This window comes from Kocuria sp. SM24M-10 (assembly GCF_001027955.1).
GTDB classification, from domain to species: Bacteria; Actinomycetota; Actinomycetes; order Actinomycetales; family Micrococcaceae; genus Kocuria; species Kocuria oceani.
In genome coordinates, this window is the sequence record NZ_LDNX01000032.1 from 1 (window position 1) to 18,573 (window position 18,573).

The following is an 18,573-nucleotide window of genomic DNA, read 5'->3' on the forward strand; positions in this document are numbered from 1 at the left end:
GCTCCGACTCCCCACCGCACCCGGACCGCTCCGGCGGTCCGCACGGGCCCGGCGGCGCGCCGGGCCCCGGCGGGTCCGCCCCCGCCGGCGGCTACGGCCCGCCGCCCCCGTGGGGGCCGCCCCCGTCGTGGGAGCGCTTCGCCGCGGGCCGCAGCCACGCCGACACCGCGCTGATCCTGGGCATCCTCAGCGTGGTGGTGCTGCCGCTGCTGGGTCCCTTCGCGATCTGGCAGGCGCGCGAGGCCGAGAAGCTCGGCACCCCGGCCACCCCGGGGCGGGTGCTCGGCTGGGTCGGGACGGTCCTGCTCGCCGTCCTCGGGATCTTCCTCGTCCTGTGGCTGATCGCGGTGGTGTTCCTGATCAGCTCCGGCGGAGGCGGCTGAGGCGGGTCCGGCTCACCAGATGCTGACGCGCTCGGCCTCCGGCAGCCACAGCCCGTCCGACTCCTCGACGCCGAAGGCCTCGTAGAAGGCGGGCACGTTGCGCACCGTCTGGTTCGCCCGGAACTCGTTGGGGGAGTGCGGGTCGGTGGCGATGCGGTGGCGCAGCGCCTCGTCGCGGGACTTCTGCTGCCACACGTAGGCCCAGGACAGGAACAGCCGCTGCACGGGGGTGTAGCCGTCGATCAGCTCCCCGGGCCCGACGGCGCTGTGCTCCGCCCGGGACATCCGCCAGGCCTTGTGCGCGATCGTCAGCCCGCCCAGGTCCCCGATGTTCTCGCCCAGGGTCAGCTCCCCGTTGACGCTCGTGCCCTCGTCCTGCAGCTGCTCCGGGACCAGCCGGTCGTACTGGCGCACCAGCTCCGCGGTGCGCTCCTCGAACGCCCGCCGGTCGGCGTCGGTCCACCAGTTGCGCAGCCGGCCGTCGCCGTCGCAGGTGGAGCCCTTGTCGTCGAAGCCGTGGCCGATCTCGTGGCCGATCACGGAGCCGATCGCGCCGTAGTTCACGGCGTCGTCGGCGTTCTCGTCGAAGAACGGGGGCTGGAGGATCGCGGCCGGGAAGACGATCTCGTTGCGCAGCGGGTGGTAGTAGGCGTTGACCGTCTGCGGGGTCATCAGCCACTCGTGCTTCTCCACCGGCCGGCCGGCCTTCCGGACCAGCTCGGCGAGCCGGAACTCCGTGGTGCGGACCCGGTTGCCCACGAGGTCCTCGGGGTCGATCCGCAGGGAGGAGTAGTCCTTCCACCGCTCCGGGTAGCCGATCTTCGGGGTGAACTGGGAGAGCTTCTTCAGCGCCTCCTGCCGGGTCTGCTCGGTCATCCAGTCCAGGCCGGTGATCGAGACGCGGTAGGCCTCCAGGAGGTTGGCCACGAGCTCGTCCATCCGCTCCTTGGCGGTGGGGGAGAAGTGGGCGGCCACGTAGAGCTCGCCCACGGCCTCGCCGAGGACTCCGTTGACCAGCTCCACCCCGCGCTTCCACCGGTCCTTCAGCCGCGGGGTGCCGGAGAGCACGGTGCCGTAGAACGCGAAGTCCTCCGCCACGAACGCCGAGGACAGGCAGGCGGCGCGCGCGGAGACCAGGTGCCAGCGGGCCCAGGCCCGCCACGCCGGCAGCAGCTCGTCGGCGAGCAGCTCCTCGACGCCCGTGAAGAAGGACGGCTGGGCGTTGACCACCGTGCGCAGGGCCGACACGGGCAGCTCCGCGCCCTCGGCGAGCAGCGCCCAGTCCAGGACCGTGGTGGTCCCGGCGAGCTCCTCGAAGCCCATGGGGTTGTACATCTTGGTGAGGTCGCGGACCGTGACCTTGTCCCAGTGGTGGGAGGCGATCCGGGTCTCGAGCTCCACGACGGCGCGGGCCTGCTCGGCGGCGTCCTCCACACCGGCCAGGGACAGCATGGAGCGCACGTGGTCCTGGTACTTCTCCCGGATCGCGGCGTGCTGGGCGTCCCGGTAGTACTCCTCGTCGGGCAGGCCGAGGCCCGACTGGCCGACGAAGACGAGGTTGCGCTCGGGGTCGCCCGGATCGGCGTCGACGTCGACACCCACGAGCCCGCCCACGCCCCGGCGGATCATCCGCCCGAAGTGGCGCACGAGGGCGGGCACGTCGGTCACCGCCTCGATCTCGTCGAGGTCCGGGGCCAGCGGCGAGGCCCCGAGCGCCTCGATCCGCTCCTCGTCCATGAAGGACGCGTAGAGGTTGGCGATCTTGGACTCGATCGCGTCCGGGTCCCCGGCCTCGGCCCGGGTGATGAGCTCGCGCACGGCGGCCTCGGCCTGGTCCCGCAGCTCGATGAACGCGCCCACCGAGGGCTTGTCGTCGGGGATCTCGGTGCGGCGCTGCCAGGTCCCGTTGACGTGCCGGTAGAGGTCGTCCTGGGGGCGGACGGAGCGGTCGAAGCCGGAGAGGTCGAACACCGTGGAGGTCGCCGTAGAAGTCATGGCCCCCACGTTAACGTCCGTCCGGCGGCGCGGCAGGTCTTTTCCCCGACCGCTTAACCCGTGCCGCTCAGCCCGTGCCGCTCAGCCCGTGCGGCGGCTCAGGGCCGGACGCCGGTGAAGCGGGGGCGGCGCTTCTGCTGGAACGCGGCGAAGCCCTCGGCGTAGTCGGCGCTGCGGCACAGCTCGCCCTGGACCCGGTTCTCGTGCTCCACGGACTCCCACAGGCCCAGCCGCTCGTCGCGGATCTGCGCCACGAGCTCCCGGGAGGCCAGGAACGCCCCGGTGGCGCCCTCGGCCACCGCGGCGGCCTTCGCCCGGGTGAGCTCGAGCAGCTCCTCGCGCGGCACCGACCGGCTGAACAGCCCGGAGCGCACGGCCTCGGCGCCGCTCATCAGCTCCGCGGTGTAGATCAGGTCCAGGGTCCGGTGGGCCCCGAGCCGCTCGGTGAACAGGGCGTGCCCGCCGGAGTCGAGGGTCGCGCCGAGGTTGGCGAAGGGGGAGCCGATCTTCGCGTCCTCGGCCACGTAGACCACGTCGGTGGCGATCGCCAGGCCCAGCCCCACCCCCAGGCACGCCCCCTGCACGGCGGCGAAGGTCGGCGCCGGGAAGCGGCTCATCGTGCGCAGCAGCGGGGTGACCTTCCCGGAGAGGTACCCGTAGGCGTCGTCGGAGGCGGGGTCCACGGCGGAGATGTCCCGGCCGGCGCAGAAGCCGCGGCCCTCACCGCGCAGCACGAGCGCCCGGACGCCGGCCCGCTCGGCCTCGGCGTAGGCCTCGCCCAGCTCGGCGAGGGCGGCCTCGTCCAGGGCGTTCATCTTCTGGGGCGCGTCGAGCACCACCTCGGCCACGGATCCGTCGATGGTCAGGTCGATCACTGCTGCTCCTCGGGAGGGTCGGGCACGGGGCCGGGCAGGACGCCGGGCAGGGGGGAGGGCCGGGTCCCGGGCGGTGCCGCCCGGGACCCGCGGCTCAGGCGTCGAAGTCGACGGCGAACTCCTTGGAGGTCGGCCGGGTCTGGCAGGTCAGGACGTAGCCCTTCTCGACCTCGTCCTTCTCCAGGGCGTAGTTCTCCTCCATCTCGAACTCCCCGGAGACCACCTTCGCGCGGCACGTCCCGCACACCCCGCCGGCGCACGCGAACGGCACGTCGGGCCGGACCCGCAGCGCCGCGTTGAGCACGGTCTCGTGGGCGCTCCTCGGGGACTCGATCGTGCTGGAGAGCCCGTCGAGGTTGAAGGTGATCTCGTAGTTCTCCCCCGAGGGGTCGGCAGGGACCACCCGGCCCTGCTGGCCCTGCGGGGCCTCGGGCCGGCCGGTGGTGAAGAGCTCGAAGCGGATCCGGTCCTCCGGCACGCCGCGCTCGGCGAGGGCGTCCCGGCACAGCTGGACCAGCTCGAAGGGCCCGCACAGGAACCACTCGTCGGTCCGGCCCACCGGGACCACCTCGTCCAGGATGCCGTTGAGCTTGTCGGCGTCGATCCGCCCGGACATCAGGGGGCTGATCCGCTGCTCGCGGGAGAGCACGTGGTGGACCGCCAGGCGGGACGGGTACTTGTCCTTGAGGTCGCCCAGCTCCTCGGCGAACATCACGTCCATGGCGGAGCGGTTGGCGTAGACGAGGTCGAAGGTGGACGTCGGGGAGGCCCGCAGCACCGCCTTGGCGATGGCCATGATCGGGGTGATCCCGGAGCCGGCCGCGAAGGCGACGAGGTGCACCGACGCGTTCCGGGCCACCTCCTCCGCGGCGAGCCGCTCGGGGTCGTTGAGGCTGGTGAGCCCCAGCTTGGAGATGAACGCCCCCTGCGGGTTCATCACGTCGAGCCGGTCGCCGGCCTGCAGCGACTCGTTGGCCCAGGTGGAGAACACCCCGCCGAGGTCCTGCTTGATCGCCACCCGGATCTCGCCCGGCGCCGGCTCCGCGCAGATCGAGTAGGACCGGCGGACCTCCTGGCCGTCGATGTGGGCGCGCAGCGCCACGTACTGGCCCGGCAGGTAGTCGTAGTCGTCCACGAGCTCCGGGGGGACCGCGAAGGCGACCTCGACCGAGTCCGCCGTGAGCTTGCGGACCTGGGAGACCTCGAGGGAGTTGAACGTGGCCCGGCGCCGGGCCGGGGCGGTGATCTCGGTCATCAGTGCACCTTGAAGTAGTCGAAGGGTTCCAGGCACTCGTTGCAGACGTGGAGCGCCTTGCAGGCGGTGGACCCGAAGCGGGTCATCTCGCGGGTGTTGAGGGAGTCGCAGCGCGGGCACTTGACGGCCAGGCTCAGCCGGACGGGCCCGGCGGCGGCGCGGCCGGTGGGCGGGGCGATGCCGTACTCGGCGAGCTTGCGCCGGCCGTCCTCGCTCATCCAGTCGGTCGTCCAGGCGGGCTGCAGCACCAGCTCCACCCGCACGTCCTCCCAGCCGTGGGCGTTGAGCGCCGCGGTGACGTCCGCGGTGATGGTCTCCATGGCGGGGCACCCGGAGTAGGTGGGCGTGATGACGACGACGGCGCGCTCGCCCTCGGCCCGGGCCCCGCGCAGGATCCCGAGGTCGGCGATGGAGAGCACCGGGATCTCCGGGTCGTTCACCGTCGCGGCGACGTCCCAGATGCGCGCCGAGGCCTCGTCCTCCGGCCGCAGCTCCCGGCCGGTCACCGGCGCGGGCCGCGTGTGCGGGTGGTCGGTCATCGTCGTCATCTCCTCACCAGGTGGCGCCGGGGTGCCGGCGGGCGAGCACCTGCATCTCGGCGAGGATGTGTCCCCGCTGCTCGCTGAACTGTCCGGAGCGGTCCCCGCCGTAGGCGCCGAGCAGCTCGGGGACGGACAGCTCCGCCTCGTCCAGGACCGCCTTCAGGCGGACGTCGAAGTCCGCGCGCAGCTCGGACGGGCGCACGGCCGCGTCCCCGAGCGCGTCGACGAGCTCGTCGTCGTGGAAGAGCTCGTCCACGTAGGGCCACATGTAGTGCAGCCCCGCCTGGATCCGGCGCTTGGACTCCTCGGTGCCCAGGCCCAGGCGCAGCACCCACTGGCCCGCGTGGTCCTGGTGGTACTGGACCTCCTTGAGGGCCTTGTCCGCGATGGCCGCGAGCGTGGGGTCGGAGGAGTGCACAAGGCGGCGGTAGAGCTCGTACTGGTAGTAGGAGAAGATCAGCTGCCGGGCGATGGTCTGCCCGAAGTCGCCGTTCTCCTGCTCCACCAGGCGGCAGGAGCGGAACTCCTCCTCGTCGCGGAAGTAGGCGAGGTCGTCCTCGGTCTTCCCCCAGGCCGTGCCGGCGTAGGTCAGGAAGAAGCGGGCGTGCCCGAGCAGGTCCAGGGCGATGTTGGCCAGCGCGATGTCCTCCTCGAGCTCCGGGGCCCGGGCGATCCACCAGCCCAGGCGCTGCGAGAGCATCAGGGCGTCGTCGCCCAGCTGGAGGGCGTAGCGGGCCACGTCCTCGCTGGCCTTCGCGCCGCCGGCCTGGATGTCCTCGGCGGTGATGGCGTGGCCCGCGCTCTGGCGGGTCGCGGAATCGTGGGACGCGAAGCTCACAGGTGCTTCACCCCTTCGCTCTTCGTGTAGTACGTGGCGTGCCGGTAGCTCTTGCCCTGGGCGGACTCGAAGTACCCGCCCTTGGAGTCGGGGTCGGAGGCGGTGATGGCCTCGGAGGGCACGACCCACACGGAGGTGCCCTCGTTGCGGCGGGTGTACAGGTCCCGGGCGTTGCGCACGGCCATCGTGGCGTCCGGGGCGTGCAGCGAGCCGGCGTGGACGTGGGAGAGCCCGCGCGAGGAGCGCACGAACACCTCCCAGAGGGGCCACTCGTCCGAGGCGGCGCCGATCGGGCGGACCGTGTTCTCGTGGTTCTCGCTCATGCTCAGGCTCCGATGAGTTCGGCGGAGGCGCGCTCCGCGGCGGTCTTGCGGGCGTAGGCGGCGGCGGCCTCGCGGACCCAGGCGCCCTCCTCGTGGGCCTGACGGCGGCGCTGCATGCGCTGGACGTTGCACGGGCCCTTGCCGCCGACGACGGCCTTGAACTCGTCCCAGTCCAGCGGTCCGTAGTCGTAGTGGCCGCGCTCCGCGTTCCACTTGAGGTCCGGGTCCGGCAGGGTCAGCCCGAGGGCCTCGGCCTGCGGGACGATCATGTCGACGAAGCGCTGGCGCAGCTCGTCGTTGGAGAAGCGCTTGATGTTCCAGGCCATCGACTGCTTCGAGTTGGGCGAGTCGTCGTCCGGGGGGCCGAACATCTGCAGGGACGGGCCGTAGAAGCGGTTGACGGCGTCCTGGGCCATCTCCTTCTGCGCGGGCGTGCCGTGGGAGAGCTCGTAGAGGATCTCCCAGCCCTGGCGCTGGTGGAAGGACTCCTCCTTGCAGATGCGCACCATCGCCCGGCCGTAGGGACCGTAGGAGGCCCGGCACAGCGGGACCTGGTTGGCGATCGCCGCGCCGTCCACGAGCCAGCCGATGGCGCCCATGTCGGCCCAGGTGCGCGCCGGGTAGTTGAAGATCGAGGAGTACTTGGCCCGGCCGTCCAGCAGCTGCTGGGTGAGCTCGGAGCGCGGGGTGCCCAGGGTCTCGGCGGCGGAGTAGAGGTACAGGCCGTGACCGGCCTCGTCCTGCACCTTGGCCATCAGGATGGCCTTGCGCTTGAGGGACGGCGCCCGGGAGATCCAGTTGCCCTCCGGCTGCATCCCGATGATCTCGGAGTGCGCGTGCTGGGAGACCTGGCGGACGAGGGTACGGCGGTAGGCGGCCGGCATCCAGTCGCGCGGCTCGATGCGGGAGTCCTCGGCGATGATGTGGTCGAAGTGCTCCTGGCCGGCGCGGTCCAGCTCGGCCTGCTCGGCCGGGTCCGCCGCGGCCACGGCGTGGAGGCCGGTGTTCTGCGAAGTCATGGTGTCCTTCTTCCGACGAGATGGCGCCGCGGGGCGGAGGGCCGCACGCGACTAACTGACCGTTCGTTCAGAATATGGGACCCCGGGGGCCGCGTCAACAGGCTGCGGGCCGGTGCCGCCGGGTCGGCGCGGGTTGACACGGGCTCCGGAGTGAGATTGTCTACTGACCATTCGGTCGTGAATTGTGAGGAGAGTTACATGTCCCAGGGCCACCCGATCCTCGCGGGGGACCACACCTCGCGCTGGATGGGCATCACCGTGGACCGCGCGGAGTACGGCCACGCCCAGATCCGCATGACGCTGCGCGAGGAGATGCTCAACGGGTTCGGCATCGCCCACGGCGGCATGGTCTTCGCCTTCGCGGACACCTGCTTCGCCCTCGCGTGCAACGACCCCGCCGGTGACGGCAGCACCATCACGGTGGCCTCCGGGGTGGACATCAACTTCATCGCCTCCGTCCACCGGGGGCAGGAGCTCGTCGCCGTGGGCACCCTGCGCGCCCAGGCCGGGCGCAGCGGCGTCTACGACATCCAGGTCACGGCCGAGGGCCGGCTCGTCGCCGAGTTCCGCGGCCGCAGCCGCACCATCCCGAACCCGGCCCTCCGCGCCGCGACGCCCGCGGAGCGCCCGGACGAGGGGCCGGCCGACCAGCCGGCCGAGCAGCCCGTCCTGCAGCCCGCCCAGCCGTCTGCCCCGCAGCCCGCCCCGCAGCCCGAGGAAGTCTGATCATGACCGAGTGCTCCGTCCCCAATCCCTACACCCCCGCTCCCGCCCCCGCGGACCGGTCGCAGCCGGATCCCGAGGAGACGATGAGCCGGGACCAGGTGGAGTCCCTCCAGCTGGAGCGCCTGCGCTGGACCCTGCACCACGCCTACGAGAACGTCCCCGCCTACACCGAGCTCTTCGACGCCCACGGCGTGCACCCGGGCGACCTCAAGGAGCTCGAGGACCTGCGGCTCTTCCCGTACACGGACAAGGAGTTCCTGCGGAAGGCGTACCCGTTCAGGTCCCTCGCGGTGCCGATGAGCGAGGTCCGCCGGATCCACGCCTCCTCCGGGACCACCGGCCAGCCCACCGTGGTGGCCTACACCGAGAACGACATCAGCACCTGGGCGGGCCTCGTGGCCCGCTGCTTCCGCCTCTCGGGCGTGCGGCCGGGGGACAAGGTGCACAACGCCTACGGCTACGGGCTGTTCACGGGCGGGCTCGGCGCCCACTACGGCGCCGAGCGCCTGGGCTGCGCGGTCATCCCGATGTCCGGGGGGCAGACCGAGAAGCAGGTCCAGATGATCCGGGACTTCGAGCCCCAGGCCATCCTCTCGACCCCCACCTATCTGCTGACCATCGCCGACGGCTTCCGGAAGCTCGGCCTGGACCCGCGGGAGACCTCGCTGCGCACCGCCGTGCTCGGCGCGGAGCCGTGGACCGTGGAGATGCGGCGGGAGATCGAGACCACGTTCGGCATCGACGCGTGCGACATCTACGGCCTCTCGGAGGTCATGGGCCCCGGCGTGGCCGGGGAGTCGGCACAGTCCAAGGACGGCTCCCACATCTGGGAGGACCACTTCCGCCCCGAGATCATCGATCCCTTCACGGACGAGGTCCAGGAGACCGGCCGGCCCGGTGAGCTCGTGTTCACGGCGCTCACCAAGGAGGCCCTGCCGATCATCCGCTACCGCACCCACGACCTCACCCGCCTGCTGCCCGGCACGGACCGGCCCGGGCACCGGCGGATGGGCCGCATCACGGGCCGCTCCGACGACATGATCATCCTGCGCGGGGTCAACCTGTTCCCGTCCCAGATCGAGGAGCTCGCCCTGCAGGTGCCGGAGCTGAGCCCGCACTTCACGCTCGAGATCACCCGCCCGCACCGGATGGACCAGATGACCATCAACATCGAGCGGCGCGAGCAGGTGACCGTCGAGGCCGCCGAGGCGGGCGGGCAGAAGCTGCTGCACGCCATCAAGACCAAGATCGGCTCCTCGGCCTCGATCCGGATCGCCGAGCCGGGCACGCTCGCCCGTTCCTCCGGCAAGCTGCGCCGCGTCTACGACCACCGGGACAAGGCGTGAGCCGCCTCCCCTGAGACCGTCCGCGGCCGTCCCCGGGGCTCCCGGCGGCCGGCCGCGTCATAAGATCGTTGCTCGGCCCACCCCGTCACCGTCGAGATCGAGGTCCCCATGTCCCACGCACCGGCGTCCGCACCACCGGACAGCGGGGCCCCGCGCCGCGGCCGGCCCGGCTACGACCGCGAGACGCTGCTCGGCGTCTGCGTCGAGGTGTTCAACGTCCACGGCTACGACGCCACCTCGATGGGCACCCTGTCCAAGCACCTGGGGATCTCCAAGTCCGCGATCTACCACCACGTGGAGTCCAAGGAGGAGATCCTCGAGCAGGCGCTGAACCGTGCCCTCGACGCGCTCGAGGAGGTCCTGGCCGCCGCGGAGCGGACGGAGGCCCCGGCGGTCCAGCGGCTCGAACAGGTGATCCGCGGGACCGTGCACGTGCTCGTGGAGCAGATGCCGTACGTGACCCTGCTGCTGCGGCTGCGGGGCAACTCGGAGGTCGAGACGCGGGCGCTCGAGCGCCGGCGCACCGTGACCCGCCGGGTCGGCGCGCTCATCGAGCAGGCGCAGGAGGAGGGCGACCTGCGCCGCGACCTCAGCGGCCGCTCCGCCTCCCGCCTGCTCCTGGGCATGATCAACTCGATCGTCGACTGGTACCGGCCGGACCCGGACAAGCCCGACGACGGGCTGGCCGACACCGTGGTCGCGCTCGCCTTCTCGGGTCTGCGCGCCCCCTGACCCGCCGGCCGGTCCTCCGCCGAGCCTCCACCGTCGCGGGCCGTTGCCAGCCGAGTCCCCGAACCACGTGCGATCCCCCACGCCGTTGCGTGGGGGATCGCGCCGTTGCCGGGCACTGGAGGGGCCCACAATGACCAGGCGCACCGGGCAGCTCGCGGGGCCGGGGGTTCAGTGGGCCCGGGCCCGGGAGCCGGTCAGGTGGTCAGGCCGCCGGCCAGGTCTTCGCGACCAGGGTCAGCACGTCGTAGGTCGCCACGATCTCGTCGTGCTGGTTGTGCAGGATCGCGTCCCAGCGGACCTCGCCGTACTCGTCGGTCACCCGCGGGGTGATCTGCTTGGCGGTGAGGGTCACCCGGACGGCGTCGTCGTAGGTCACCGGGGTGAGGAACCGGAGGTTCTCCAGTCCGTAGTTGGCCAGCACGGGTCCCGGGGCGGGCTCCACGAACAGCCCGGCCGCCCAGGAGACCAGCAGGTAGCCGTGGGCGACCCGCCGGGGGAAGAACGGGTTGGCCGTGGCCGCCTCCTCGTCGGTGTGCGCGTAGAAGGTGTCCCCGGTCCTCTCGGCGAACTCGGTGATGTCCTCCAGGGTCACCGTGCGCAGCTCGGAGGCGAACTGGTCGCCGATCCGCAGGGTCTCCAGCGACTTGCGGAACGGGTGCTCGCCGGTGCCGTTCTCGACCGCCTCCCGGGTCACCGTGTTCGCCGCGGCGCCCCGGTGCCACACGCCGGTGACGGCCGTGAGGATGTCCGGGGGCCCCTGGATCGCGGTGCGCTGCATGTAGTGCTTGACGCCGCGCACCCCGCCCAGCTCCTCGCCGCCGCCGGCGCGGCCCGGGCCTCCGTGGACCAGGTGCGGCATGGGGGAGCCGTGGCCGGTGGAGGTCCTGGCGTCCTGGCGGTTGAGGAAGTGCACGCGCCCGTGGTGGGAGCCGATGCCGGCGGCGAACCGGGCCGCGGTCGCGCCGTCGTTCGTGCACACGGTGGCCACCAGCGAGCCGCCGCCGAGCGCGGCCAGCCGCACGGCGTCGTCGACGTCGGTGTAGCCGAGCACGGAGGTCACCGGGCCGAAGGCCTCGACGAAGTGCACCTCCGGGGTCTCGGGGTCGTCGAAGGACAGGACCGTGACGGGGAAGAAGGCTCCCGCCCCGGTGTCGGCCCCGCCCACGGAGGCGTCGGGGCCGCCGAGGCGGACGGTGCCGCCGGCGGCCACGAGGCGCTCCACGGCCTTGCGGACCTCCGACTGCTGCTCCTTGGACGCGAGGGCGCCCATGGTGACGCCCTCGGCGCGGGGGTCGCCGATCACCACGCGCTGCTGCACGCGCTGGGCCACGGCCGCCACGACGTCCTCCACCCGCTCCTGCGGGACGATGACGCGGCGGATGGCCGTGCACTTCTGCCCGGCCTTGGCGGTGATCTCGACGAACACGGCCTTGACGAAGGCCTCGAACTCCGGGGTGTCCGGGGTGGCGTCGGGGCCGAGGATCGCGGCGTTGAGGGAGTCCGTCTCGGCGGTGAAGCGGACCCCGCCGTTGACCACGTTGTCGTGGTTGCGCAGCGACTGCGCGGTGCCGGCGGATCCGGTGAAGGCCACGTGGTCGCGGTAGTCCAGGTGGTCGAGCAGGTCCCGGGCGGATCCGGAGACCAGCTGCAGCGAGCCCTCGGGGAGGATCCCGGAGTCGACCATCAGGCGCACGCAGGCCTCGGTGACGTAGCCGGTGGGGGTCGCGGGCTTGACCACGGTGGGCATGCCGGCGAGGAAGGCCGGTGCGAACTTCTCCAGGAAGCCCCACACCGGGAAGTTGAACGCGTTGATCTGCACGGCCACGCCGGGCATCCGGGTGTAGATGTGCTCGCCCAGGAAGGACCCGTCCTTCGAGAGCTGCTCCACGGCCCCGTCCACGATGACGTTGGCGTTGGGCAGCTCGCGCCGGCCCTTGGAGGAGAACGTGAAGAGGGTCCCGATGCCGCCGTCGACGTCGAAGAAGTGGTCCTTGAGCGTGGCACCGGTGGCGTAGGACAGGTCGTAGAGCTCCTGCTTGTGCTCGGTGAGGTGCTGCGCGAGCTCCTTGAGCTTCAGCGCCCGCTCGTGGATGGTGAGCTCCCCGAGGGCGCGCTGTCCCACGGTGCGGCCGTACTCCACGGCGGAGGCGATGTCGATGCCGTCGGTGGACACGCGCGCCACGATCTCGCCTGTCGAGGCGTCGGCGACCTCCGTGATCCGCTGGGGGTCCTCCGGGGTCCACCACCGGCCCCGCAGATAGCTGGGGAGGACGGTCTGGGTCTGTGCTGCCACGGTGGGTGGTCCTTTCGCTCGGGTGCGTGCCGGGCCGGGACGAGGTCCCGCTCCGGCATCCTGACCGATCGTTCGGTATTATGACCACGATAACGTACGTCACACCCCGGGGACCACAGGGAATCTGCGGTCCCCGTCCCCTGCCACCGAGGAGTGCCATGAGCGCGACCCCTGAGCCCTGGCGGATCGTCCTGGGCGAACTGGACGAGAAGATGGGCGTCACCGTCCTCGAGGAGTCGGCGGAGCGGGTGGTCGCCACGATGCCCGTGGAGGGCAACCGGCAGTCGCTGGGCCTGCTGCACGGCGGGGCCATGGTGGCGCTCGGGGAGGCCGTGGGCTCCTGGGCGGCGGTGATCCACGCGTCCACGATGGGCAAGGTGGCCGTGGGGGTGGACGTCAACGCCACCCACCACCGGTCCTCCCGCACCGGCACCGTGACGGCCACGGCCACCGCCCTGCAGCTGGGCCGCTCCCTCACCTGCCACGAGGTGGTGATCGCGCACGAGGACGGCACCCGGCTGTGCACGGTGCGGATCACGAACTTCCTCAAGGACCGGAGCTAGGGGCCGGGCTCGGGCACCGGGCTTCTGCGGCCGGAATCAGGCAGCCGGAATCAGGCGGCCGGACCGGGGGCGGGGCGGCCGAGCCGGCGGCGCAGGGCCGCCAGCTCACCGGCGGACAGCCCCGCCCCGCGGAGGTAGCGCTCGGCGTCGAGCCCGGTCACCAGCTCGGCGAGGGCGGCCCGGCGCCCGGCGAGCAGCGCGGCCAGCTCCTCCGCGGGGTGGTGGCGCTCCACCGGGTGCGGCACGGGCGAGACCCGGTGCCACTCGTTGATCCCGCGCGCGGCCGCCTCGTCCTCGGCGAGCAGGCGCTCCGGGGAGGCCCCGGCGAGGCCCAGGAGCAGCAGGGCGAGCACCCCGGTCCGGTCACGCCCGGCCGAGCAGTGCACCACCACGGCGCCCTCGGCGGTCGCCACCGCCCGCACCGCCTCGGCGATCGGTCCCGGAAACAGTCGCAGGTAGTCGCGGTAGCCGCGCGGGTGGTTCAGGTACGGGGTGCCCACGAGGGCGAACTCGGGGTGCGCGGGGTCCTCCGTGGGGCGGTGCAGGACGGCGATGCCCGCCCGGGCGGCCGGCTCGTCCACCGGATCGGTGGGGCGGCGGCGGCGCTCGCCGGCGTTGCGCAGGTCCACGACCGTGCGCACCCCGTCGGCGGCGGCGGCGCGCCAGCCCGCGGGCGTGAGCCGCTCGGCGCGGCCCATCCGCCACACGTCCCCGGCGAGGAGCCGCGCGTTGATCGCCCCCTCCCAGGGGGCCGGGGTCCCGGGCTGCGCGTCCATGGTGCCCACAGTAGGCCCCGCCCCCGACGACGCGCTCCTCCGGGAGGTCGCCGGCGCCGGCCCCGGGCGCACGCGGACACCGGCCCCGGCCGGAGCCGACGGGGTGCGGGCGCTACCCGTCGTAGCTGAAGAAGCCCTTGCCGGTCTTGCGGCCCAGCTCACCGCGGGCGACCATGTCCCGCATCAGCTGCGGGGGCGCGAAGCGCTCGCCGAGCTCGGACTCGAGGTACTCCGCGATGCCCAGCCGCACGTCCAGGCCCACGATGTCCGTGAGCGCCAGGGGGCCCACCGGGAACTTGTAGCCCAGGACCATGGCGTTGTCGATGTCCTCGGGGGAGGCCACGCCGTCCTCGACCATGCGGATGGCCTCGAGGGCGATCGCCACGCCCAGCCGGGAGGAGGCGAAGCCGGGCGCGTCGTTGACCACCACCGGGGTCTTGCCGAGGCCCTCGACCCACTGCACCGACAGCCGCTTGAGCTCCTCGCCGGTGTGCTTCGAGACCACGACCTCCACGAGCTTGGAGGCCGGCACCGGGTTGAAGAAGTGCAGGCCGCAGAACCGCTCGGGGCGGGCGAGCTGGGCGGCCAGGCCGTCCACGGACAGCGAGGACGTGTTCGTGGCCAGCCAGGCGGTCCCGGACAGGTGCCGCTCGACCTCCTGCAGCGCCGAGACCTTCAGGTCCCAGGACTCGGGCACGGCCTCGACGACGAGCTCGCACCCGGCGAGGTCCGCGGAGTCCAGGGACACGGTCAGGTGCTCGGACCACTCGTCCAGGTTGCCGTCCACGCTCCCGCGCTCCAGCGACTTCGCCAGGTCCCGCTCGATCCGCTCCCGGGCGGCCTCGGCGGCCCGGCCGTCGCGCTCCACCACGGTCACCTGCGCCCCGGCGAGCAGGAAGGCGTGGGCGATGCCCGCGCCCATGCGGCCTCCGCCCAGGACGCCGACGGCGGCGGGGACGGACAGTGCGTGCTTCTCGGTCATCGGCTGCTGCTCCTACTTCTTCTTGCGGTCCAGGAAGGCCTGCATGCGGTCGAACTTCGCCTCCGACTCGAAGAGCACGGCCTGGGCCAGCTCGTCGATGTGCGGGTGGGCGGACGGCGGGGCCGCGAAGACCCGCTTGGAGATCCGCACGGCCAGGGGGTCCTGGGCGCCGATCCGGTCCGCGAGCGCGTGTGCCGCGCCCACCAGGTCGGCGGGCTCGTGCAGCTCGGTGACGAGGTGCAGCGCCAGGGCCTCCCGGGCGTCGAGGATCCGCCCGGCGAGCAGGATGTCCAGGGCGACCGGCTCGCCGACGAGCTCCTTGAGCCGCCACAGCCCGCCGGCCGCGGCGATGATGCCCAGGTTCGTCTCCGGCTGGCCGATCCGCAGGTGCGGGGTCGCGATCCGGAAGTCCGCCGCGTAGGCCAGTTCGGCGCCGCCGCCCAGCGCGTAGCCGTCGATCGCGGCGATCACGGGCATGGGCAGCTGGTGGATCCGGGCGAAGATCCGGGAGTTGATGCCCTGCAGCGCGTCGTCGCGGCGGCGCTCGCGCAGCTGGCCGATGTCCGCGCCGGAGGCGAAGACCCCCTTGCCGTTCACCTCGGTGCCGGAGAGGAGCAGGATCTTCGGGTGCCGCTCCAGGTGGCCGCACACGGTGTGCAGCTCCTCGACCATGGTCGCGTCGATGGCGTTGCGCACGGCCGGGCGGTCCAGGACGACGTGCAGGCGGTCCTCGCGCTCCTCGAGCCGCAGGGCGGTGAACTCCCCGCCCAGGATCTCGCCGGGGCCGGGCATCAGAGCTTCTCCACGAGCATCGCGGTGCCCTGGCCCACGCCCACGCACATGGTGGCGAGACCGCGGTCCGCGTTCTCGCGCTCCATCCGGCCCAGCAGGGTCACGACCAGCCGGGAGCCCGAGGAGCCCAGAGGGTGGCCCAGCGCGATGGCCCCGCCGTCGTTGTTGACGGTGCCGGCGTCGAGGCCCAGGCGGCGGATGCAGGCCAGGGACTGGCTGGCGAAGGCCTCGTTGAGCTCGACCGCGCCGAGGTCGCCGACGCCCCACCCGGTGCGCTCGAGGACCTTCTGCGTGGCCGGGACGGGGCCGAGGCCCATGATCTCCGGGGCCACCCCGGCGGAGGCGCCGTCCACGATCCGGGCGCGGGCGGCCAGCCCGTACTTCTCGGCGGCCCGCTCGGAGACCACCAGGATCGCCGAGGCGCCGTCGTTGAGGGAGGAGGAGTTCCCGGCGGTGACGACCGAGCCGTGGGCGAGCACGGGGCGCAGCTTGGCGAGCACCTCGGCGGTGGTGCCCGGGCGGGGCCCCTCGTCGGTGTCCACGACCGTCTCGGCGCCCTTGCGGCCCGTGACGGTCACCGGGACGATCTCGGGGGCGAACCGGCCGGCGTCGATCGCGGTGATCGCCTTCTCGTGGGAGGCGACGGCGAACGCGTCGGCGTCCTCGCGGGTGATGCCGTCCACGGCGGCGACCTCCTCGGCCGTCTCCGGCATGGAGTAGGTCATCTTGTCCTGCTTCTTGAACTGCGGGTTCGTGAAGCGCCAGCCGATCGAGGTGTCGAAGACCTCGCCCGGCTTGGCGAAGCCCGTGGCGGGCTTCTCCATGACCCACGGGGCCCGGGACATGGACTCCACACCGCCGGCGACGACGACGTCCGCCGCCCCGGCCTTGACCATGTGCGAGGCCATGATGAGCGCGGACAGACCCGAGGCGCACAGCCGGTTGACCGTGATCCCCGGGACGGTGTCGGGGAAGCCGGCCAGCAGCCAGGCCATGCGGGCCACGTTCCGGTTCTCCTCGCCGGCGCCGTTGGCGTTGCCCAGGATCACCTCGTCGACGTCGTGGGGGTCGATCCCGGCGTCGGTGACCGCGTGCTTGACCACCAGGGCCGCGAGATCGTCCGGGCGCACGCTCGAGAGCGCGCCGCCGTACCGGCCCACGGGGGTGCGCGCGCCCCCGACGAGGAAGGCCTGGGGGGTTGAGGACATGGCAGAACTCCTGTCGCGACGGGGAGGGCCGGTCGCGGGCGACGGTGCCCAGCAATAACCGACCGTTCGTTCACCTTACGATCGCATGAGCGCGCGCGCGGGGTCAACAGGGACCGCGTCCGTGAGATCCTGGCGTCTTCACGGAAGTTCAGCGCACGCACAGTGCAGACACGATCCGGCGTCCGCCGCCGGGGTCACGGAGGTGCAGGATGTCGTTCCGGGAGTCCATGGAGCTCGTCGGGGAGGTCGTCGACGTCGCCGGGGTCGTCGCGATCGTCATCGGGGCGGTGGTGGCGTCCCTGCTGGCCGTGCGGGAGCTGCTGGGCCGCCGGGACGGAAGCCACGACGCCTACGTGAACTACCGGCAGCGCCTCGGCCGCTCGATCCTGCTGGGCCTGGAGCTGCTCGTGGCCGCGGACATCATCCGGACCGTGGCGATCACCCCCACGTTCGAGTCCGTGGGCGTGCTGGCCCTGATCGTGCTGGTGCGCACCTTCCTCAGCTGGTCCCTGGAGCTCGAGATCACCGGGCGTTGGCCGTGGCAGAAGGAGCCGGAGGCGGCCGCCCCGGCCGCCGGGCCCGCCGCGTCCTAGCGCTCCCGGGGCGTGGCGGACGCCTCCGCGCGCAGCCCCTCGCCGACCGCGGTGAGCCAGGCCTCCACGGAGGACCGGGCCGCCGGGGTGCCGGGGAAGCGGGCCCGCAGGTGCAGACCGTCCGCGCCGACCACGAACCAGACCTGCACGCCCGTGGTCGGGGCCGAGGCGGAGACGTGCTGGGCCCGCAGCTCCGCCGGCAGGCTCACCGGGAGGCGCCGGTAGTCCATGTAGGAGAGCATGAACATGCCCGCGGGGACGGGCATGCCGCCGTGCGGGCGCAGGATCGGCTCCAGCGCGTGCGAGCCCAGCTCCAGGGCCTCGCGCACGGCGGCCCGTCCGGCCCGGGGGTCGGCGTCGGCGCACTCGAGCACCGAGTTGGTGATGAACCAGCCCACGGCGTCACGCCACCGCGGGTCGGTGCGGCTGTGCACGGGCAGCACCGCGCGCAGCGGCCGCCCGGCCAGCTCCAGGGTCGCCCGCGTCAGCACCGACACCAGCAGGGCCAGCAGCCGCACCCCGAGCGCCTCGGCGCGGGCCTCCAGGCGGGCCAGCGCGCGGGCGCCGAGGACCTCACGGGTGGTCACGGTCTCGGGCGCCGGGTGCGCGAGGTCGCCCAGCGGGAGCGGGAAGACCGGCATGGTGCCCCCGCCGTCGGCGAGGATCCGCCCCCACCGCTGCGCGACCCGGGCCGGGGCCGCGGGGCGGGCCGCCAGCTCGCGCGTGTGCTCGGCGAAGGAGGCCGCCGGGGGCCGGTCGGTGCCGGGCGGGCGCCCGGCGCGGACGTCGGCCAGGGCGTCGAGCAGGTCGCGCGCGAGCACGGGCAGGGACCACGCGTCCACGTGGGCGTGGTCGGCGGCGAGCACGACGACGACCGGCCCGTCCGGCGGCTCGACCAGGCACAGCCGGTGGGAGGGCCGGGCCAGGGGCGCACAGGCGCCGTCGACCAGCTCCTGCAGGGCCGCCCGCGTCCCGGCCGGGCCGACGTCGTGGCGGGCCCACAGCGGTTGCGCGGCGTCGCGGGCCTCGTGCAGCCGGACGCCGCCGTCGTCGCCGGTGGAGAACACGGTGCGCAGCGTGTGGTGGCGGGCCACGACACCGGCCCAGGCGCGGCCCAGGTCCTCGTGCAGGACCGGGGCCGGCAGCTCCAGGGCCACGCCCATCCACGTCCCCGGGCGGGAGCCGGCGCCCACGTGCATGCCCTGGTCGAAGGACACCGGCAGCCGCCGGCCGGTGCGCGTGACCGGGACCGTGCAGCTGGAGAGCCGCCCCTCGGGCAGCCGGGCGTGCGTGATGTTGGTCAGCCGCATGGGCACCTCTCGATCGCGTCAG

At 73.0% G+C, this 18,573-nt stretch carries 18 protein-coding genes and 1 pseudogene; 6 read left to right on the forward strand and 13 right to left on the reverse strand.

Features of this window, described 5'->3' with window-relative positions:
- Positions 1 to 383: hypothetical protein (locus ABL57_RS22175; RefSeq protein ID WP_053004720.1), on the forward strand; the 383-nt coding region annotated here is incomplete at its 5' end.
- 12 nt (positions 384 to 395) lie between these two features.
- Here ABL57_RS22175 and ABL57_RS03710 read toward each other — a convergent pair.
- From ABL57_RS03710 to paaA, 7 genes are all read right to left on the reverse strand, one after another.
- On the reverse strand, positions 396 to 2,378 hold the full coding sequence (locus ABL57_RS03710) for a M13 family metallopeptidase (RefSeq protein WP_047802132.1): 1,983 nt from the start codon (positions 2,376 to 2,378) through the stop codon (positions 396 to 398).
- 98 nt (positions 2,379 to 2,476) lie between these two features.
- Positions 2,477 to 3,253, reverse strand: coding sequence for an enoyl-CoA hydratase/isomerase family protein (locus tag ABL57_RS03715; RefSeq protein ID WP_047802107.1), 777 nt, complete (start codon positions 3,251 to 3,253; stop codon positions 2,477 to 2,479).
- Between the two features lie 94 nt (positions 3,254 to 3,347).
- The gene (gene paaE / locus ABL57_RS03720) at positions 3,348 to 4,508 is read right to left on the reverse strand and encodes a 1,2-phenylacetyl-CoA epoxidase subunit PaaE (protein ID WP_047802108.1); all 1,161 of its coding nucleotides are present in this window, start codon (positions 4,506 to 4,508) and stop codon (positions 3,348 to 3,350) included.
- Positions 4,508 to 5,056 carry a 1,2-phenylacetyl-CoA epoxidase subunit PaaD gene (gene paaD / locus ABL57_RS03725; RefSeq protein ID WP_082157202.1) on the reverse strand — a complete coding sequence of 183 codons (549 nt, stop codon included), beginning with the start codon at positions 5,054 to 5,056 and terminating at the stop codon, positions 4,508 to 4,510. Before paaD ends, paaE begins: the two co-directional genes overlap by 1 nt.
- A 4-nt stretch (positions 5,057 to 5,060) precedes the next feature.
- Positions 5,061 to 5,888 carry a 1,2-phenylacetyl-CoA epoxidase subunit PaaC gene (paaC, locus tag ABL57_RS03730; protein ID WP_047802110.1) on the reverse strand — a complete coding sequence of 276 codons (828 nt, stop codon included), beginning with the start codon at positions 5,886 to 5,888 and terminating at the stop codon, positions 5,061 to 5,063.
- Complete coding sequence (gene paaB, locus ABL57_RS03735) at positions 5,885 to 6,211, reverse strand: 1,2-phenylacetyl-CoA epoxidase subunit PaaB (RefSeq protein ID WP_047802111.1); 327 nt, start codon at positions 6,209 to 6,211, stop codon at positions 5,885 to 5,887. Before paaB ends, paaC begins: the two co-directional genes overlap by 4 nt.
- A 2-nt stretch (positions 6,212 to 6,213) precedes the next feature.
- The gene (gene paaA, locus ABL57_RS03740) at positions 6,214 to 7,230 is read right to left on the reverse strand and encodes a 1,2-phenylacetyl-CoA epoxidase subunit PaaA (protein WP_082157203.1); all 1,017 of its coding nucleotides are present in this window, start codon (positions 7,228 to 7,230) and stop codon (positions 6,214 to 6,216) included.
- A gap of 198 nt (positions 7,231 to 7,428) precedes the next feature.
- Here paaA and ABL57_RS03745 point away from each other — a divergent pair.
- The 3 genes and pseudogenes from ABL57_RS03745 to ABL57_RS03755 form a co-directional block, all read left to right on the forward strand.
- A pseudogene (locus ABL57_RS03745) lies at positions 7,429 to 7,821 on the forward strand (hotdog fold thioesterase); the annotation flags it as partial.
- A gap of 137 nt (positions 7,822 to 7,958) precedes the next feature.
- Positions 7,959 to 9,302, forward strand: a complete 1,344-nt coding sequence (locus tag ABL57_RS03750; protein ID WP_047802113.1) for a phenylacetate--CoA ligase family protein — start codon at positions 7,959 to 7,961, stop codon at positions 9,300 to 9,302.
- Between the two features lie 108 nt (positions 9,303 to 9,410).
- Complete coding sequence (locus ABL57_RS03755; RefSeq protein WP_047802114.1) at positions 9,411 to 10,034, forward strand: TetR/AcrR family transcriptional regulator; 624 nt, start codon at positions 9,411 to 9,413, stop codon at positions 10,032 to 10,034.
- A gap of 202 nt (positions 10,035 to 10,236) precedes the next feature.
- Here the strand turns inward: ABL57_RS03755 and paaZ are convergent, their stop codons facing one another.
- Positions 10,237 to 12,327, reverse strand: coding sequence for a phenylacetic acid degradation bifunctional protein PaaZ (gene paaZ / locus ABL57_RS03760; protein WP_047802115.1), 2,091 nt, complete (start codon positions 12,325 to 12,327; stop codon positions 10,237 to 10,239).
- Between the two features lie 158 nt (positions 12,328 to 12,485).
- Here paaZ and ABL57_RS03765 point away from each other — a divergent pair, with 158 nt between their 5' ends.
- On the forward strand, positions 12,486 to 12,890 hold the full coding sequence (locus tag ABL57_RS03765) for a hotdog fold thioesterase (RefSeq protein WP_047802116.1): 405 nt from the start codon (positions 12,486 to 12,488) through the stop codon (positions 12,888 to 12,890).
- A gap of 50 nt (positions 12,891 to 12,940) precedes the next feature.
- Here ABL57_RS03765 and ABL57_RS03770 read toward each other — a convergent pair whose 3' ends face one another.
- From ABL57_RS03770 to ABL57_RS03785, 4 genes are all read right to left on the reverse strand, one after another.
- The gene (locus ABL57_RS03770; protein WP_047802134.1) at positions 12,941 to 13,666 is read right to left on the reverse strand and encodes a tyrosine-protein phosphatase; all 726 of its coding nucleotides are present in this window, start codon (positions 13,664 to 13,666) and stop codon (positions 12,941 to 12,943) included.
- A gap of 112 nt (positions 13,667 to 13,778) precedes the next feature.
- Positions 13,779 to 14,648, reverse strand: a complete 870-nt coding sequence (locus ABL57_RS03775; protein ID WP_047802117.1) for a 3-hydroxyacyl-CoA dehydrogenase family protein — start codon at positions 14,646 to 14,648, stop codon at positions 13,779 to 13,781.
- A gap of 12 nt (positions 14,649 to 14,660) precedes the next feature.
- Positions 14,661 to 15,440: an enoyl-CoA hydratase/isomerase family protein gene (locus tag ABL57_RS03780; RefSeq protein WP_047802118.1), complete on the reverse strand. Its 780-nt coding sequence runs from the start codon at positions 15,438 to 15,440 to the stop codon at positions 14,661 to 14,663.
- Complete coding sequence (locus ABL57_RS03785; RefSeq protein WP_047802119.1) at positions 15,440 to 16,648, reverse strand: thiolase family protein; 1,209 nt, start codon at positions 16,646 to 16,648, stop codon at positions 15,440 to 15,442. The genes ABL57_RS03780 and ABL57_RS03785 overlap by 1 nt, the downstream gene beginning before the upstream one ends.
- Positions 16,649 to 16,857: 209 nt before the next feature.
- On the opposite strand from ABL57_RS03785, the gene ABL57_RS03790 reads away from it, so the two are divergent.
- Entirely contained in the window at positions 16,858 to 17,241 is a 384-nt protein-coding gene (locus ABL57_RS03790) for a DUF1622 domain-containing protein (protein WP_047802120.1), read from the forward strand.
- Here the strand turns inward: ABL57_RS03790 and ABL57_RS03795 are convergent.
- On the reverse strand, positions 17,238 to 18,551 hold the full coding sequence (locus ABL57_RS03795; RefSeq protein ID WP_047802121.1) for a condensation domain-containing protein: 1,314 nt from the start codon (positions 18,549 to 18,551) through the stop codon (positions 17,238 to 17,240). The two genes, ABL57_RS03790 and ABL57_RS03795, sit on opposite strands and share 4 nt — an antisense overlap.
- Positions 18,552 to 18,573 lie beyond the last annotated feature (22 nt).